The sequence below is a fragment of the Sphingorhabdus sp. 109 genome, from assembly GCF_902506555.1.
Classification (GTDB): Bacteria; Pseudomonadota; Alphaproteobacteria; order Sphingomonadales; family Sphingomonadaceae; genus Parasphingorhabdus.
In genome coordinates, this window is the sequence record NZ_LR732707.1 from 63,068 (window position 1) to 78,681 (window position 15,614).

Consider the following 15,614-nt stretch of genomic DNA (forward strand, 5'->3'; position numbering starts at 1 on the left):
ATGATGGAGCAATATTTCGGGCTGAAGGAAAAGGCCGGCGATTGCCTGCTATTTTACCGAATGGGCGACTTTTTCGAGCTGTTTTACGAGGATGCAAAGCTGGCTGCGGCGGCGCTCGATATCGCGCTGACCTCGCGCGGCAAAAATGCCGGAGATTCGATCCCGATGTGCGGGGTGCCCGTACATTCGGCCGAGGGCTATCTGGCCAAGCTGATCCGGTCCGGATTCAAGGTGGCGATCGCCGAACAGACAGAAACCCCGGCCGAAGCCAAGGCACGGGGCGGCTACAAGGCGCTGGTTGCGCGGGATATCATCCGCTATGTGACCGCGGGTACCCTGACCGAAGACAATCTGCTCGATGCGCGCAGCGACAATATGCTGGTCGCGCTGGCCGAGGTGCAGGGCGAGATCGGGCTGGCCGCGGCGGATATTTCGACCGGCAATTTCGAACTGGCGACGATTTCCGACGATGCGCTTGATGCGGAACTCGCCCGGATCGCACCATCGGAAATAATCTGTCCGCCATCGCTGCTGCCACGGCTGCACAAGGCAACCGGCTGGGCGAAAGATAATTTCGACAGTAGCCGGGCCGAAAAGCGGTTGCGCGAACATTTCGGAGTGGCGACGCTCGATGGCATGGGCGAATTTTCGCGGGCCGAACTGGCCACGGCCGGTGGTCTTGTCGCCTATGTGAATCATGTCTCGCAAGGCCATGCTCCCTATCTGCATCCGCCGAAAAGGCGGGAAACGCGGGAATTTCTCTCGATCGACGGCCCGACGCGGGCGAGCCTGGAGATCGACCGGACGCTGGCCGGCGGGCGCGAAGGGAGTCTGCTCCATGCCATCGACCGCACGGTTACACCCGCTGGCGCCCGCTTGCTGGCACGCGATCTGTCCGCGCCCCTGTTTGCCGAACAGCCGATCAATCGTCGGCTCGGACTGGTTCAGTGGTTCCATGACGGCTCGGCGATCCGCGACGATGTCCGCACAGGTCTGAAGGCTTTGCCCGATATCGGCCGCGCGCTTGGCCGGGTGTCGGCAGGGCGAGGCAGTCCGCGCGATCTGGGGCAGATTCGCGATGGACTGGCCGGGGCGCGGCTGTTGCGCGAACGCCTGGCACAACTGGCGGGTCTGCCCGAACTGCTAGACAATATATTGCCGGCGCTGGACGGCCATGCCGCGCTGGTCGATCTGCTCGAGCAGGCGCTGGTCGAGGCGCCGCCCACCGATATGACCAATGGTGGCTATATTGCTACGGGCTTCGATCCCGCGCTCGACGAACTGCGCAGCGCCGGTTCCGACGGTCGGCAGGCGATTGCCACGCTCGAAGCACGCTATCGCGAGGCGACCGGCATCAACACGCTCAAGATCAAGCATAATGCGGTGCTCGGCTATTTCATCGAAGTGCCCGCCCGTCATGGCGACAGCCTGATGGCGGAAAATTCCGGTTTCACCCATCGCCAGACGCTGGCCGGTGTGGTGCGGTTTAACTCGACCGATCTGCACGAAGAGGCGGTGCGCGTGTCGCAGGCCGGTGCCCATGCGCTGGCGGCAGAAGCGGCCCATTTCGAGGAACTGGTCGACAAGGTGCTGGCCCGCAAGCAGGAGATTGGCGAAAGCGCCGACGCGCTGGCCCGGATCGATGTCGCGGCGGCGCTGGCCGAACGCGCCGCCGAGGGGCAATGGTGCCGTCCCGAATTTGTCGATGGCAATGTGCTTGATATCCGGGCCGGTCGTCATCCGGTGGTCGAAGCGGCGCTGTCGGCCAAGGGCGATCCCTTTGTCGCCAATGATTGCTGTCTGGCACAGGACGAGCGGCTGTGGCTGGTGTCCGGCCCCAATATGGGCGGTAAATCGACCTTCTTGCGCCAAAATGCGCTGATCGTCATCCTCGCGCAAGCCGGCGGCTATGTGCCGGCAGCCTCGGCGAGGCTCAGTCTGGTCGACCGTCTGTTCAGTCGCGTCGGTGCATCGGACAATCTGGCGCAGGGCCGCTCGACCTTCATGGTCGAGATGGTCGAGACAGCGGCGATTCTGTCGCAGGCGACCGAGAACAGTTTCGTCATTCTCGATGAAGTGGGCAGGGGCACATCGACCTATGACGGTCTGGCTTTGGCCTGGGCGGTGGTCGAGGCTGTGCACGAGACCAATCGCTGTCGCTGCCTGTTCGCCACCCATTATCACGAACTGACCCGGCTGGCAGACCGGCTCGATTCGCTGTCGCTGCACCATGTGCGCGCGCGTGAGTGGAAGGGCGATCTGGTGCTGCTCCACGAGCTGGCGAAAGGCCCGGCGGACAGAAGCTATGGCCTGGCGGTGGCGAAGCTCGCGGGCATCCCCAGGCCGGTCCTCAACCGCGCCAAGGCGGTGCTCGACAAGCTCGAGGCCGGCAAGGCGGAAACCGGCGGCCTTGCAGCGGGTCTCGGTGATCTGCCGTTATTTGCCGCAAGTCTTGCGGAGGGGGAAGAAAAGTCCGACGGTTTGCGGGAGGCTCTGGGCGCGATCGATGTAGACGCGCTGTCTCCGCGCGAGGCGCTGGACCAGCTCTATGCGCTCAAGTCGCAGCTCGAACAGGAATGAAGATATGAAAAAATGGATCGTAATCCTGCTCGCCGTGGCGATCATCGGCGGCTCTGCCTTTGTCTACAACACCCGCAGCGCTAACGCAGAACCGCTGGAAATCGGTGCTACCGCTCCGGATTTCACCACCACGGGTGCCCTGGCTGGCGAAGCCTTTGAATTTTCGCTGTCCGACAAGCTGAAAAACGGGCCCGTTGTGCTCTATTTCTTTCCCAAGGTCTTTACCGAGGGCTGCACGATCGAGGCCAATATGTTTGCCGAGGCCACCGCCGACTTCAATGCTGCGGGCGCAACGGTCATCGGCATGTCGGGCGATGATATCGAGGGCTTGAAGAAATTTTCCGTTTCCGAATGCCGCAACAAGTTCGCGGTTGCCCCGGCGGACGAAAAGATCATCAACGGCTATCAGGTTCGCATGGCACCCGGCCTCGCGATGACCAATCGGACCAGCTATGTTATCGACCGGCAGGGGAAAATCGTCTTTGTCCATAGCGCGACGAAGCCGCACGGCCATGTGGCCGGCACGCTGGAAAAAGTGAAAGCCCTTTCCGAAAGCTGATTTAACGCTTGCATTTGCGCTGCGCCTGGATTGAAAGATGCCCATGACTGATCACGCACCCGATCCCGCCATGCTCGCCAAAGCGGAAACGCTCACCGATGCCTTGCCCTATCTGCAACGCTATGCGGGCAAGACCTTTGTCGTCAAATATGGCGGCCATGCCATGGGCGATGCGACGCTGGCGCGCAATTTCGCGCAGGATATCGTGCTGCTCAAGGCGGTCGGGATCAACCCGGTGGTCGTACACGGTGGCGGACCGCAAATCGGGGCGATGCTGGCGCGGGTCGGCGTGGAAAGCGAATTTGTCGACGGTCTGCGGGTCACCACGAAGGAAACCGCGGAAATCGCCGAAATGGTGCTCTCCGGCGCAATCAACAAGGAACTGGTCAGCTGGATCGGACAGGCCGGCGGCAGCGCCATCGGCATTTCCGGCAAGGATGGCGGTTTTGTCAAGGCGTCCAAGCTGCGCCGCACCAATCGCGATCCGGACAGCAATATCGAACGGATCATCGATCTCGGCTATGTCGGCGAGCCCAGAAGAGTGGATCGCAGCGTGGTCGACCGGATTTCCGCTGCCGGAATGATCCCGGTCATCGCGCCGATCGGCGTCGGTGACGATGGTGCGACCTATAATATCAACGCCGACACCATGGCCGGAGCCGTGGCCTCGGCTCTGCGCGCGGCGCGCCTGTTCCTGCTGACCGATGTGCCCGGCGTGTTGGACAAGCAGGGCGAGTTGCTGACCGATCTCGACCCGCAAAAGATCCGGGCGCTGGTCGACGAGGGCACGATCTCCGGCGGGATGATCCCGAAACTGGAAACCTGCGTCAATGCGGTGCAGGGCGGGGTCGATGCGGCGGTCGTGCTCGACGGTCGGATTCCGCACGCGATGCTGCTCGAGATCTTCACCAGCAAGGGTGCTGGTACGCTGGTCAAGGACGATTTTCTGCCGGTTGAATAATCCGCCCGCTGTCTTATATTGGTGACACAGTAAAATTCTGGCATAGATGGTGACAAAGCTCTAGTCGCTATGGCAGATTATCGATAAAGGGTCCGACCATGGCATTCGCACTTCTCCAAATTATTTCCATCCTGCTCAATGTGGCGATCACCGTGATCATCGTGCAGGCGATCATGAGCTGGCTGCTCGCATTCAATGTGATCAATCTGCAAAATGACATCGCCCGGGCGATCTGGACCACCCTCGATGCGCTGACCGCGCCGATCTACCGCCCGATCCGTAGAATCATGCCGGATTTCGGAGCCATTGATCTGACCCCGATGGTAGTGATCATCGGTATCATCATCCTGCAGGACGCCATTCTGCCGCCAATCGCTCAGGCGCTTCTCGGTTGACCGCCGCGCAGATCATAGACGGCAAGGCGTTCGCCGTCGGCCTTCGCGAACGGATCAGGGATGCCGTACCGGCCTTTGTGAAACAGACAGGCCGCGCGCCCGGTCTGGCGGTGGTACTGGTCGGCGAAGACCCCGCCAGCCAGGTCTATGTCGCCTCCAAGCACAAGGCGACCATCGCCGCCGGCATGGAAAGTTTCGAACACCGGCTGCCCGCCAATGTTGCGCAGGAAGAGCTGATCGCGCTGGTCGAGCGTCTTAACGCCGATGAGACCGTTGACGGTATCCTGGTGCAATTGCCGCTGCCCGAAGGTCTCGATGAAAAAGCCGTGGTCATGGCGATCGATCCGGACAAGGATGTCGACGGCCTGCACGTAATCAACGCCGGCCGGCTGGCCAATGGCGAAGATGCGCTGACTCCCTGCACGCCGCTGGGCAGCCTGATGCTGTTGAAAGACACTTTGGGTGACCTCACCGGATTGGATGCCGTCGTCGTTGGCCGCTCGATTCTGGTCGGAAAGCCGATGGCGCAGCTGCTGCTTGGGGAAAATTGCACCGTCACCATGGCGCATAGCCGGACTCGCGATCTTCCGGAAGTCGTCCGCCGTGCCGATATCGTTGTCGCCGCCGTTGGCCGGGCCGAAATGGTCAAGGGCGACTGGCTGAAAGACGGTGCCGTGGTTATCGATGTCGGTATCAACCGACTCGCCCCCGAACCGGGCAAGGACAAGGGGCGTCTGGTCGGCGATGTCGCCACAGCCGAAGCCATCGATCATGTCCGGGCGATCACGCCGGTTCCGGGAGGGGTTGGCCCAATGACGATTGCAGTGCTATTGCGCAATACGCTGGTCGCTGCATCTGCGCGCGCCGGACTGGAAAAACCGGAAGGTCTCTAATGCGAATATTTGCCGTTATCGGAATCGCGCTGATCCTGACGAGCTGTGCGAGTGGTGGCGGGCGTCCAAGCGACCGGGAACGCTATGACAGGGTGATGGGCAAGGCCGTCGCCAATCCCAGCGCCATCGTGAAGGCCGAACTGTCCTTTGCCCGACTGGCGCAGGAAGAGGGGCAGTGGTCCGCCTTTCGGAAAACCGCTGCCGACGAGGCGATCATGTTCACGCCCGGTCTGGTCAACGCGCAGCAATGGCTGAAAGGCAAGGCCGATCCGGCGCAGGCCGTCGACTGGCAACCGCATAAAATCTATATGTCCTGCGACGGCAGCATCGGTGTGTCCACCGGTGCCTGGCAAAGCGCGAGCGGAACCACCGGCCATTTCACCACCATCTGGCATCAGGAGAATTTCGGCAAGCGCAAGCCCGGAAAAGATGTGGAGTGGAAATGGATATTTGATGATGGCGTGCCGTTGACCGCGCCGCTGGCAGAACCGGATTATGTCGAGACCGAGGTCGCTTCGTGCAAGACCAAGGTTCCGGCCGGCTTCCCCCCGACAGAACAAGCCGGTGCGGGTCGGTCAGGACGGTCTGCCGACGGCAGCCTGATCTGGAACGCTTCGTCTGTTGATGGCGGCGGGCGCATCGTTTTTGTAGACCTTGCGCAGGATGACGGCAGCTTCAAGCGCGTGCATGAATATAAGGTCGACGCACCGGCACCATGATCGAACTCTTCATCTCTGCCTTCATCACTTTTTTCGTGGTGATCGATCCGCCCGGCTGCGCACCGATCTACGCCAGCCTGACCAGCAGCGCGCCGCCGCGCGATCGCCGGATCATGGCCATTCGCGCCATTTTTGTTGCCGCGATCATATTGCTGGTCTTTGCCCTGTTCGGCGAGCAGATGCTGAGCGCGCTGGGCATCAGTCTGGACAGTTTCCGCATCGCCGGCGGGATCATGCTGTTCCTGATCGCGCTGGAAATGGTGTTCGAAAAACGCACCGAGCGGCGCGAAGACCGGGCGCAGGAAATTATCGAACAGCCCGAGATCGAGGATGTCTCTATTTTCCCGATGGCCATGCCGATGATCGCAGGACCGGGGTCGATTGCCGCCGTGATGCTGCTGACGTCGCAGCATGACGGTATCGACAATGCGCTTGTGATCCTCGGTGCCTTGGTCACGGTTCTGTTGCTGACCCTGTTCGGTCTGCTTGCAGCCGGCCCGTTGATGCGGGTTCTCGGCAACAAGGTCGAGGCGGTGATTACGCGTGTTCTCGGTGTGCTGCTTGGCGCGCTCGCGGTGCAATTTGTCGTCGACGGGCTGAACGCCAGTTTCTGACGGGACAGGCGATGGTGACGGGCTAGGAGTGGCCGGTCATTTGTTGATCACCCCGGTCTGCACCAGCACCTGAAAAGCCCGCTCGGCCAGCACCGGATTGGTGATCAGCCGCTTGAGCAACTGTTCCTGGCTTTCATCAGAATCATTGCCGTAGGTTGCAACCAGCCGGTCCCATGATGCGCGCGAATCCTCGATCCGGCCGTTTTTGGCATAGACCATGGCCATTGCGACGTCATAAAAAGGCCCGACGCCCGTGCTGGACGGGACAATTTTTTCCGCGACTTCCAACGCCTGTGCATCCTTCCCTTCCGCCAGCAGCATCAGCACGAGAGCCGTTTCGGCCAGAAGCGACCCGCGGGGATCCAGCGCGATTGCGCGTCTCAGATAACGGGTGGCGTCGGGGTCCCCGCAAGCAAAAAGAAAAGCACCGGCCTGTGCCTGTATCGCGGCTTCATATGGATCCAGTGCCACGGCCTTCTCGGCGAATTCCTTGCCCCTAATACAATTGCCATTGAAGAAGCTCGATCGGGCGAGCGCAAAATTGGCCGACGCATTCTCCCTGCCGCGCACCATGGCGCGCCGCGCATATTCCAGGCCCTGCTCGGGATCGGGCTCTCTGCCGGTCGCTTCTTTCCGCAGAAAGGCAATGAACGAGGCGGCCGCGAGAATCTCGCTGTCATACGGGTCGATCGCCAGCGATTGCCTGATGCAGGATTCTACCACCGGCAACAGGTCGGGATCGCGGTTGGCCCGATAGCTGTCGAAGCGAAGCAGGCAGGGATAACCGATCATCGCGCTATCCGGCAGTCTTTTACGCTGGTCGGTCGCTACCAATCCGAAAATGCCGGTGATCCGGCTGGAAACAGGGCCGAGCTGGTCCGGATAATCCGCCGGCGAATCCGGCATTTTCACGGTCGTTGACCAGATGGTCTCGCCCTCGATCAACGACGTCAGCTGAAATTTTATCTCCGGGCCGCTCCGGCCCGGGACGATATGGCTTTCAAACAGATAGGCATTCTGCCCCCTGATCGAAGCGACATCCGGTTCGACAGCCGCCGCCAGCCGCACTTGTGAGGAACGGGCAAATGTCCCTTCAAAAAATTCCTCGATTCCGGCGGATCTGTCGTCTTCTGCTATGCGGGGTTCGGCATCTGAGGCGGCGATATATATTTTCGGCGGCAGGGTGTTGTGTTCCGTTAACATACCCGTCCGGTTGTCGTCCGGGTCGGTCGGTTTCAGTAGCCAGATCAGGCCTGCCGCTGCGATCAGCAGGAGGATGGCCAGCGCGATCCGGATCAGCCGATTGTCGAACCAGCGGTCCCGACCGCGCTCGGTGGGCGACGGCTTGTCGGGGGCGGAGTTTTTCCCATCCGTCGGCTGCGGCCCCTCATCAACCGCAATTTTTACGGCATAATGGCCGATCGGGATATGTAGCCGGGTCGCGCTCTTGTGCGCGCTATAATAAGTGCCGAGCATCTTGCGCAGCCGGCCGACCTGTACGCGCGGGTAACTGTCGGCCTGGACGTCAAAATCTTCGCTGCGACCGAGTCCGTCTACGGCAACCTGATAGGCCTTGGGCGGGGTGTCCGGGTTGGAAATTGATTCTTCGACCAGATAGCTCAGCAATTGTGACATGACTGGCGAGCGGATGAAATCCGGCGATTGCAACAATTTATGCGTTTCAGCGCGGAGCAGCTTTACCCGTTGCTCTTCCGTAATCGGTGAGGCCACTACTCCGGTCTCCCTTTGATCGCGGCCTTATCAGAGCGGTTCGACAGCTGCACCATCATTTTGGTCACTCGAACGACACCCAGTCGCGCAGGCTGATCCAGCCTTCGCTGCCGACAATGATATGGTCGTGCACGGTCAGCCCCAGTTCCTTCGCGGCCTTGAGCAGCCTGCGGGTTGCGTCGATATCGCCTTCGCTCGGTTCGGGATCGCCAGATGGATGATTATGAGCAAGAATCAGCGCGCTGGCATCCACGGTGAGCGCGCGCTTCAATATTTCGCGGGGATAGATAGGGGCTTCGGATATTGTGCCTCTGCTGACGACTTCGTCGCGGATAAGGCGGTTCTTGCTGTCGAGAAACAATACCCGGACTTCCTCGACCGGGAGGCGTGCCATTGCGACGATCAGATATTCGATCACGTCATCGGCTCTGGATAGGCAAACCCGGTCCAGCATCCTGTCTTTCGAAGAAACCAGCATGGCCTCGCGGACCAGCGACAGAATGGCCTGGGCAGTCGCGCTTTTGGCCGGCCGCGAATCGGAATGCAGAACCGCACCAATAGAGCCGAACTCGGCAATCAGTGCCGATGCAACCGCCGATGCATTGTCTATTTTGGCAAGCTGGAAAAGTCGCTCCAGGATCTGTCGGCCCCGAATTGCCGAAGCCGTTGCTGATGACGGTAGGTGCCGATCGCCAGCACAATCAGCATCGGATAGGCCCAGAAAGCCGCTATTACATAATAGGCCTGAGGAAGAAGTTCCGGAATAATCATCAGGGGTATATGCGAGAGCACTTGAATTACCTGCATGGAGCATAGCCATAACGTCCAGTATCTTTCTGCATGTAATGCCAGTCCAACGAACGCGGCCAGCATTGCCATGTCACTAGTCAATATGCCGATTTCAAGCTGGGTGAATCGAAGGTTTGAAAGGGTGGCCGCGATCATCGACAAAGCTATTCCGACGATGAAGATAATCACGGCCCGTCTTTCAGGCGCCCCGCCTTTGATTGTCGAATAAACACAAACGACAATTAAGAGGGAGAAAAAGAATTCGATCCGACCCATTATTCCCTAACCGGACCAAATTATGCTGGCACGGTCAAGGTTTGCTTGATTTGCTTACGCGCTTTCGACGACACGGAGCGGTGCCGAGGTCTCGGTGGACGCCGAAGCAGGGTTAGGTGGGCATTCGGCAAAATCACCCCAGCTTACCGTGCGCAATCCAGCTTCTTCGCGGTCAGCGGCAAGATGCGCATGCGCCTCGACGACTTCGCGGTACGACCGGGCCGTCTGGGCGGCGGCCGCGATCAGCTTCTCGGAAGCATCAACGCCTGCGGTCAGCGAAAAACGGGTGCCGGGGGCCATGCGAGCAGCGGCGATGTTGCTCATCAGCTCGCCCATCTGGACCATGGTCAGGTTGAGGGATGTTTCGACTTCCTTGATCTTGGTGGCAATCGGACGGGCGGCTTCAATACGTTGGTTCAGCATGTGAATCTCCGGACGCCGGCGGGTACCGGCGCTTAATAGTGACAAAACATACAGAGATTCAGCTCGGATCCAGCAACCTGCTCACAACCATTGCGGCGAGACAGACGAAGGCAAATGAGAAGGCAAGTTTGACCGACAGGTCGGCAATTGCCCAGATTCGCGCTTCCTTGCTTAGATCGTTACTCGTTTCTCCCTGCTTGCGGAACGGCACCGAAAGTAACGAGTTGGAGAAAGTGGAATATGACTGATAAGCCGATTGCACTTCCCTGACCCTGTCCGGTGTCGCTGCCTGTTGTCCAGGCAAGGGATAAATTGCGTCGGATTTCGGCTTTTGCACAATCCCAATATTCTTGGGCACAAAAAATTTGGGTGCCAGATTTTCATGATCGGCGAGCATCCGGGCCGCCGCCTTACTGCTCGTAACCTGCAGTTTCTGCCGCGCCGAGCGTAGCCGTTCGTTGATGACGTTGGGAGTCACGTCAATCTCCTGGGCCGCGGTTTTCGCATCATGGCCCAGCAAAAGAAGGTGAAGAACCTCCTTTTCTTTATCGTTCAAATTGTCGCAAGCGGCTTTTGTCATTTTACAATCTTAAATCAGGGGCGATCATTTGGCAAAAAGATTGGTCGGCTAGATGGCTAACTGTCCGATCTCATTGGGTAACAAATATATTCCACCGGGTTAAGGAGGGGTAAAAGCCGATGTTACCGCTACAAAGCGTAAACGAAACTCACTAATTTAGCATTAACTCCCCCGAATTTCTGCCGGTTCCCGGCGGGTAACGTTAACGTGTTACGCCATGGGGACGGTGACACGGTTTGAAACTCATGTTTATCCGTCCAGCGGTGCATATTCATAGGCGTTCGGCAAGGAGCCCCTGGCGGTGGCTGGTTTGGAACGGCAACATTTGAGTCTCGCTTTGCGGATTTCGAATCTGTTTCCCACCAAATCCGTCATCGGATGGAGTGAATGGAATATTCTGGTCAATATTCTCTCGCTGCATCAGGGTTTCGGGCCAGTTTGAAGGAAGTTTTTTCACCCGTTTGGCTTCGTTCAGACATTCCAGTCCGGGTTGATCCATTACCTCCCATGAAGTGGATCAACCCGGAGATGGATTAACGGTCCGTACCGAGCGGACCAGATAGCTTGGCGTTTGGCAGTTCAGAGTAGTGTAGTGAATATGAACGTATTGAATAGATTGCAGCAAAAGGCATTGAGCCAGAGAGAAAGAGAACTGATTCTCGGGAATCTGGTGACTTGGGGCTGCATCTTTTCGGCTGTGGCACTGGCGATTGCCTTTGTTCCCTTGCTTGCGGCGGAAACCGAACATAATGCGCTCACCTCCAGCGCCGAAGCCCATCAGTTGGAAGCGGACAGCGACCAGAGCTGACTTTCGGCAGGATGATCTAGGGCAGGCAGCCTCTGCCCCTGACCCATTTCACGATCGAAGCGATTCGCAACCCGCCGAACAGCCTTGTCCAGCGCAGAGCTGGGCTGATGTCCGGATCGATTCTCGAATATTCACTGGCGGCCAAAAGTTAGCCGGTTTGAGGCCGGTCTATAGCCGGCGCGCCTCTTCCACCAGCATCACCGGAATGCCATCGCGAATCGGATAGGCAAGCCCGGCGGCTTCGCTGATCAGTTCGCTTGCCTCCTTGTCATGCACAAGCGGTGTCCGCGTCATTGGGCAGACCAGAATTTCAAGCAGTTCGGGGTCGATACGCCGCTGCCGGTCGCCGGAGGGTGCAGGCGCACGGTTGTTCATTGCAATGTGACCCGGTCATCGTCGCCGTCCTGCCGTCCGAAAAACTGCAGCAGTTGGATGATCAGTTCGGCGCGGTTGGCCAGCCCGTCGACTTCGAGCAAGGCCTGTTTCGACGCCGCATCAAAAGGCGCGATCTGGGCAATGCCGTTGACGAACGCCATATCGTCGAGTCGGCCGATACTGTCCCAGTCTACCTGATAGCCCTGCAGCTCGGCAAACTGGCGCGATTCGAGTTCCAGCGCAGCGCGTTCCGCACTCGCCAGAACTTCGCCGCGTTCGAGATCTTCCTCAATCTCGGCCCGGACCTGACGAAAAGCCGTGGATGCATCGATTTCTTCGGTGATGCGAAACCGTGCCACCCCTTCCAGCACAACATTGAAACGCCCGTCGTCAAGCGCCTCGATGTCGATGATCTTGCCGAGGCAACCAACGTCGAACAAAGCCGGGTGGTTGCCCGCTTCTTTCGGCTGGACCATACCGATCTGCCGGTCCCGCGCCATCGCGTCATTGATGAGCGCGCGATAGCGTTCCTCGAAGATATGCAGCGGCAGGTGCATGCCGGGAAACAGCAGCGCTCCGGCCAGCGGAAAAATCGAGAGCCTTTTGGTTTCGCTCATCCGAACAGCACGGCGCTGAGCTTGCGGCGGGTCGCGGCGACCCATTCGTCTTCCAGGCCAACCATTTCGAACAGCGACAGCAGCTTCTGGCGCCCGGCGCCCTCGTTCCAGTCCCTGTCGGCGGCGATGATCGACAGCAGATGCTCTGCGGCGGCATCATGGTCGCCGTTGGCGATCAGCGCGCCGGCCAAATCAAAACGCGCCTGATGATTCTTCTCATCGGCTGCTACGGCCGCCTGCAGTGCCTCCAGCGCGCCGGCGTCCGGCTTGTCCTTGGCCAGTTGCAGCGTCGTCTGCGCCCGTTCGATCGCCGGATCGCTGCGCAACTCTTCCGGCAGGCCGGCCAGCGCGGCTTCCGCCTGCTCTATATGGTCAGCGGCGACCAGTGCGCGAATCAGACCGCCGACCGCCTCGACATTGTCCGGCGCCATGTCGGCAATCTGGGCGAACACCCCGGCGGCGCGCTCGGCGTCGCCTTCGGCCAGCACGTCCTCACCCATGGCGAGCAGGGGCGCGATATCCTGTTTCGGCTCTTCGCCGCCGCCGACCGGCAATTGTGCGAGCAGCTGGTCCAGTGCGCCGGTCAGCTGGCTTTCCGAACGCGCGCTGGTCAGATCTGCCACCGGCTTACCCTGAAAAATCGCATAAACGGTGGGAATCGACTGCACCTGGAACTGGGCAGCGATAAATTTATTCTCGTCGACATTGATCTTGGCCAGAACGACGCCCTTGTCCGCATATTGGGCGGCGACCTTTTCGAGCATCGGGGCCAGCGCCTTGCACGGACCACACCATTCCGCCCAGAAATCGAGAATCACCAGCTTGTCCATGCTGGGTGTCACGACCTCCCGCTGGAAGACCTCTACCGCTTTCTGTTCTTCAACCGTCAGTCCTGCTGTTGCCACATCTTGCTCCTGTTATGGCGCGGGACCAAATGCCCGGACTCGCGCCCAAATCGTTTAACTTGTGCGCTTTATGTGGGGTCAGAGGAGGCAAAGCCAAGGATATTTTTGCATTTGTAGCGATAGAGAGGTGAATTGGGGCTTGCGGGGTATAAAAACCCATGCTAACCGCGCGCCTCAACTGCTGCTGACCAAGTGATTACCCGAGTGTCGCAGCAACGCCGAGCGGGCGTAGCTCAGGGGTAGAGCACAACCTTGCCAAGGTTGGGGTCGAGGGTTCGAATCCCTTCGCCCGCTCCAGATTTTCTAAGAAAATCAGTAACTTGCTAGGGCATTCAAAAATGCCTCTCGGGCTAAAAAAGCTCGGGCTACAACCGGGCTACAACCGATTGCGGAAGCTTTGATGTCCGAAAATTCGGCTAGTGGCTATCGCGAGAATTGAGCGAGGTGCAGCTTCGATGGGATCGCCCACGTTTAGCTGACCGATTCCCGTTTGATGAGGCGGCGGTATCAGCACCCACCCTTCAACCTCTCGCCATTCAAGCGTGAGTCCTGCATCTAGAACAGCGATGACCGATCTCGATCCAGCAACTGCGGCCGCCGCCGACTTCTACGACCAGCACTACGCTTGCTGCAAACCTCTCTTCCTCGAACCCGGAATGAGATGCACACTCGGTAGCCCTGATCGTCCGAAGCACTGCCGCTTCTGTGGCCTCAGCGAACCCGAGGTTCAGTTCAAGACCGATGCCCATGCGCTACCGGCAGCCTTTGGCCGGATCGGCCTGTTCAGCAACTACGAGTGCGACGCCTGCAACAGCTATTTCGGTAAGGGAATCGAGAACGATCTGGGAAACTGGACCAAGCCCATGCGGACGCTCATGCGCATTAAGGGCCGCAGCGGCGTTCCGACCATCAAGGAGCCTGGCGGTGGCAAGGGTTGGCGAGTCGAATACTCCACTGGAGCCTTCCAGCTCAGCGAGTATGAGGGCGACCCCCATTTTACGATCGACGAACAAGCAAAGCAGCTCCGCTTCGAGCTTCACCGCGATCCCTATATCCCGGTCGCCGCACTCAAGGGGCTCGTGAAAATCGGCCTGACCCTGCTTCCTGAAGTCGAGTTGGCCCATTTCTCCGAGACGTTCGACTGGATACGCAACCCCGATCATAGTCAGAGTTTCGTCGCGGAATTTCCAATCATCCGCACCTTCATTTCGGGTCCGATGCCCAACGACAAGGTGACGCTGATGTTGCTGCGCCGCCGGTCGGGCGTCACCACGGTCCCCTATGCCTTCTATGTGATCGGCCTCGGCAACGAGGTGCTGCAAGTCTTCATCCCGTCGCTCTCCCAAGACCAATGCATCAACGGACAACCGCTGAGTCTGGTGCCATTTCCGACACCGGGATCGTTCGACGCGAAGGCTTATGGGCGCCCCAGGGTGAACACCATCGACCTTACAGGGCGGGAAACGGTTCGCGGCGAGAAGGTGCCCGCGACCTTTGGTTTCGACGGCATCGTCCAACCCGAAGCGGATAGCAACGCCGGGGGTGCTGGACAATGATCGCCACGCCGATCGACGTGTGGAACGTCGCAACTTTCGACCAGGGCATTAACGAAAGGCTGCGGGGAGCGTCCGACCTCATACGCAAATACTTTGAGACCGACCGGCGCCAGCAGCGCGAACGCACCCTGTCGCACCATTGCGGCCCGCCCCCGAGCAATCCCTTCGCTGCCGGGTTCCTCAAATTTCAGGAGGAGTTGTCGGCCCAGATCGCTGACCGGACGATCCGAGCCTGGCACTATACGCGCCTGATGGATGATGAGGCTGACGCAATCATCGTGCGCGGTGCGGTGCCCTCGACGCTAGAGACAATCAAGGCCCGCCTCGACCGCCAGGTCGGCGCCGGATTGTTCACCTCCGAGATGGCCGACGCCCTATTCACTGCCAGCCCCTTTCACGGCAGCCAGCACGATGCCCGCGCGGGGAAATTCTGGTTGACGTCTCTTCCAAGGACGATCGACGATGGCGGTGTCGAACTGCTGCTCTCAAGCTGGGGTGGCGAAGCCGTCTATTTTTGGCAGGATGACGAGATGCTCCAGGCGCAACTCGCAACCCTCGGCCGACCAAGAGTGATCGAGGCCGCGGTGCCACTTGCCCTGACCAATCATCGCTATGACGCGAGTTGCGCGCTGGTGGCGAGCTTCGCTCGAACGCTCGGCTGCCAGACCGACACTCCCTCCTTCGACCTCTATGTGACACAGCCACTCGGTCCCGAGGCAATCCTTGCCGTCCACAGTGAGGGGGACATGATCTTCGACCAGATCGGGCGCGGCTATCCTACGGACTTTGCCTCGGACATATAGCGCCGAACGGCTGTGGAACGCTAAACTTCT

At 59.5% G+C, this 15,614-nt stretch carries 19 protein-coding genes and 1 tRNA gene; 11 read left to right on the plus strand and 9 right to left on the minus strand.

Annotated elements, in window-relative coordinates:
• The 7 genes from mutS (at position 1) to BOSE62_RS00350 (ending at position 6,721) form a co-directional block, all read left to right on the plus strand.
• Positions 1–2,580 (plus strand): DNA mismatch repair protein MutS, encoded by a 2,580-nt coding sequence (mutS, locus tag BOSE62_RS00320; RefSeq protein WP_159647822.1) that lies wholly within the window; start codon positions 1–3, stop codon positions 2,578–2,580.
• 4 nt (positions 2,581–2,584) lie between these two features.
• Positions 2,585–3,139 (plus strand): peroxiredoxin, encoded by a 555-nt coding sequence (locus BOSE62_RS00325; protein WP_159640206.1) that lies wholly within the window; start codon positions 2,585–2,587, stop codon positions 3,137–3,139.
• 43 nt (positions 3,140–3,182) lie between these two features.
• Positions 3,183–4,100, plus strand: coding sequence for an acetylglutamate kinase (argB, locus tag BOSE62_RS00330; RefSeq protein ID WP_159640209.1), 918 nt, complete (start codon positions 3,183–3,185; stop codon positions 4,098–4,100).
• A gap of 98 nt (positions 4,101–4,198) precedes the next feature.
• Entirely contained in the window at positions 4,199–4,495 is a 297-nt protein-coding gene (locus tag BOSE62_RS00335; RefSeq protein WP_159640212.1) for a YggT family protein, read from the plus strand.
• Positions 4,492–5,388 (plus strand): bifunctional methylenetetrahydrofolate dehydrogenase/methenyltetrahydrofolate cyclohydrolase FolD, encoded by an 897-nt coding sequence (folD, locus tag BOSE62_RS00340; protein ID WP_159640215.1) that lies wholly within the window; start codon positions 4,492–4,494, stop codon positions 5,386–5,388. Before BOSE62_RS00335 ends, folD begins: the two co-directional genes overlap by 4 nt.
• Complete coding sequence (locus BOSE62_RS00345) at positions 5,388–6,107, plus strand: hypothetical protein (RefSeq protein WP_159640218.1); 720 nt, start codon at positions 5,388–5,390, stop codon at positions 6,105–6,107. The genes folD and BOSE62_RS00345 overlap by 1 nt, the downstream gene beginning before the upstream one ends.
• Positions 6,104–6,721 carry a MarC family protein gene (locus BOSE62_RS00350; protein WP_159640221.1) on the plus strand — a complete coding sequence of 206 codons (618 nt, stop codon included), beginning with the start codon at positions 6,104–6,106 and terminating at the stop codon, positions 6,719–6,721. The genes BOSE62_RS00345 and BOSE62_RS00350 overlap by 4 nt, the downstream gene beginning before the upstream one ends.
• 36 nt (positions 6,722–6,757) lie before the next feature.
• On the opposite strand, the gene BOSE62_RS00355 is transcribed toward BOSE62_RS00350, so the two are convergent.
• The 6 genes from BOSE62_RS00355 to BOSE62_RS00380 all read right to left on the minus strand — a co-directional run bounded on the left by BOSE62_RS00355 (position 6,758) and on the right by BOSE62_RS00380 (position 11,019).
• Positions 6,758–8,452 carry a tetratricopeptide repeat protein gene (locus BOSE62_RS00355; RefSeq protein ID WP_159640224.1) on the minus strand — a complete coding sequence of 565 codons (1,695 nt, stop codon included), beginning with the start codon at positions 8,450–8,452 and terminating at the stop codon, positions 6,758–6,760.
• A 64-nt stretch (positions 8,453–8,516) separates the two neighbouring features.
• Entirely contained in the window at positions 8,517–9,173 is a 657-nt protein-coding gene (locus BOSE62_RS17465) for a JAB domain-containing protein (protein ID WP_268893914.1), read from the minus strand.
• Positions 9,059–9,517 (minus strand): hypothetical protein, encoded by a 459-nt coding sequence (locus BOSE62_RS00365; RefSeq protein ID WP_159640230.1) that lies wholly within the window; start codon positions 9,515–9,517, stop codon positions 9,059–9,061. The genes BOSE62_RS17465 and BOSE62_RS00365 overlap by 115 nt, the downstream gene beginning before the upstream one ends.
• Positions 9,518–9,571: 54 nt before the next feature.
• Complete coding sequence (locus BOSE62_RS00370; protein WP_159640233.1) at positions 9,572–9,940, minus strand: hypothetical protein; 369 nt, start codon at positions 9,938–9,940, stop codon at positions 9,572–9,574.
• A 58-nt stretch (positions 9,941–9,998) separates the two neighbouring features.
• Positions 9,999–10,520, minus strand: coding sequence for a helix-turn-helix transcriptional regulator (locus tag BOSE62_RS00375; protein WP_159640236.1), 522 nt, complete (start codon positions 10,518–10,520; stop codon positions 9,999–10,001).
• Between the two features lie 271 nt (positions 10,521–10,791).
• Entirely contained in the window at positions 10,792–11,019 is a 228-nt protein-coding gene (locus BOSE62_RS00380; RefSeq protein ID WP_159640239.1) for a hypothetical protein, read from the minus strand.
• A gap of 99 nt (positions 11,020–11,118) precedes the next feature.
• On the opposite strand from BOSE62_RS00380, the gene BOSE62_RS00385 reads away from it, so the two are divergent.
• On the plus strand, positions 11,119–11,328 hold the full coding sequence (locus BOSE62_RS00385) for a hypothetical protein (RefSeq protein ID WP_159640242.1): 210 nt from the start codon (positions 11,119–11,121) through the stop codon (positions 11,326–11,328).
• A 168-nt stretch (positions 11,329–11,496) separates the two neighbouring features.
• Here BOSE62_RS00385 and BOSE62_RS00390 read toward each other — a convergent pair whose 3' ends face one another.
• From BOSE62_RS00390 to BOSE62_RS00400, 3 genes are read right to left on the minus strand one after another with little or no spacing between them, the layout of a single operon-like run.
• Positions 11,497–11,703, minus strand: coding sequence for a Trm112 family protein (locus BOSE62_RS00390; protein ID WP_159640245.1), 207 nt, complete (start codon positions 11,701–11,703; stop codon positions 11,497–11,499).
• Positions 11,700–12,320, minus strand: a complete 621-nt coding sequence (locus tag BOSE62_RS00395; RefSeq protein WP_159640248.1) for an LON peptidase substrate-binding domain-containing protein — start codon at positions 12,318–12,320, stop codon at positions 11,700–11,702. Before BOSE62_RS00395 ends, BOSE62_RS00390 begins: the two co-directional genes overlap by 4 nt.
• Positions 12,317–13,225 carry a tetratricopeptide repeat protein gene (locus BOSE62_RS00400; protein ID WP_159640251.1) on the minus strand — a complete coding sequence of 303 codons (909 nt, stop codon included), beginning with the start codon at positions 13,223–13,225 and terminating at the stop codon, positions 12,317–12,319. The genes BOSE62_RS00395 and BOSE62_RS00400 overlap by 4 nt, the downstream gene beginning before the upstream one ends.
• A gap of 222 nt (positions 13,226–13,447) precedes the next feature.
• Between BOSE62_RS00400 and BOSE62_RS00405 the strand changes: the two genes are divergently transcribed.
• The 3 genes from BOSE62_RS00405 (at position 13,448) to BOSE62_RS00415 (ending at position 15,584) form a co-directional block, all read left to right on the plus strand.
• A tRNA-Gly gene (locus tag BOSE62_RS00405) sits at positions 13,448–13,522 on the plus strand.
• A 269-nt stretch (positions 13,523–13,791) separates the two neighbouring features.
• Positions 13,792–14,781: an HNH endonuclease gene (locus BOSE62_RS00410; RefSeq protein WP_159640254.1), complete on the plus strand. Its 990-nt coding sequence runs from the start codon at positions 13,792–13,794 to the stop codon at positions 14,779–14,781.
• Between the two features lie 197 nt (positions 14,782–14,978).
• Positions 14,979–15,584 (plus strand): hypothetical protein, encoded by a 606-nt coding sequence (locus tag BOSE62_RS00415; RefSeq protein WP_159640257.1) that lies wholly within the window; start codon positions 14,979–14,981, stop codon positions 15,582–15,584.
• Positions 15,585–15,614: the final 30 nt, after the last annotated feature.

Coding starts and splice junctions, on each gene's coding strand:
- mutS (WP_159647822.1), top strand. CDS start 1: ATGATGGAGCAATATTTCGGGCTGAAGGAAAAGGCCGGCGATTGCCTG.
- BOSE62_RS00325 (WP_159640206.1), top strand. CDS start 2,585: ATGAAAAAATGGATCGTAATCCTGCTCGCCGTGGCGATCATCGGCGGC.
- argB (WP_159640209.1), top strand. CDS start 3,183: ATGACTGATCACGCACCCGATCCCGCCATGCTCGCCAAAGCGGAAACG.
- BOSE62_RS00335 (WP_159640212.1), top strand. CDS start 4,199: ATGGCATTCGCACTTCTCCAAATTATTTCCATCCTGCTCAATGTGGCG.
- BOSE62_RS00345 (WP_159640218.1), top strand. CDS start 5,388: ATGCGAATATTTGCCGTTATCGGAATCGCGCTGATCCTGACGAGCTGT.
- BOSE62_RS00350 (WP_159640221.1), top strand. CDS start 6,104: ATGATCGAACTCTTCATCTCTGCCTTCATCACTTTTTTCGTGGTGATC.
- BOSE62_RS00365 (WP_159640230.1), bottom strand. CDS start 9,517: ATGGGTCGGATCGAATTCTTTTTCTCCCTCTTAATTGTCGTTTGTGTT.
- BOSE62_RS00370 (WP_159640233.1), bottom strand. CDS start 9,940: ATGCTGAACCAACGTATTGAAGCCGCCCGTCCGATTGCCACCAAGATC.
- BOSE62_RS00375 (WP_159640236.1), bottom strand. CDS start 10,520: ATGACAAAAGCCGCTTGCGACAATTTGAACGATAAAGAAAAGGAGGTT.
- BOSE62_RS00380 (WP_159640239.1), bottom strand. CDS start 11,019: ATGGATCAACCCGGACTGGAATGTCTGAACGAAGCCAAACGGGTGAAA.
- BOSE62_RS00385 (WP_159640242.1), top strand. CDS start 11,119: ATGAACGTATTGAATAGATTGCAGCAAAAGGCATTGAGCCAGAGAGAA.
- BOSE62_RS00390 (WP_159640245.1), bottom strand. CDS start 11,703: ATGAACAACCGTGCGCCTGCACCCTCCGGCGACCGGCAGCGGCGTATC.
- BOSE62_RS00395 (WP_159640248.1), bottom strand. CDS start 12,320: ATGAGCGAAACCAAAAGGCTCTCGATTTTTCCGCTGGCCGGAGCGCTG.
- BOSE62_RS00410 (WP_159640254.1), top strand. CDS start 13,792: ATGACCGATCTCGATCCAGCAACTGCGGCCGCCGCCGACTTCTACGAC.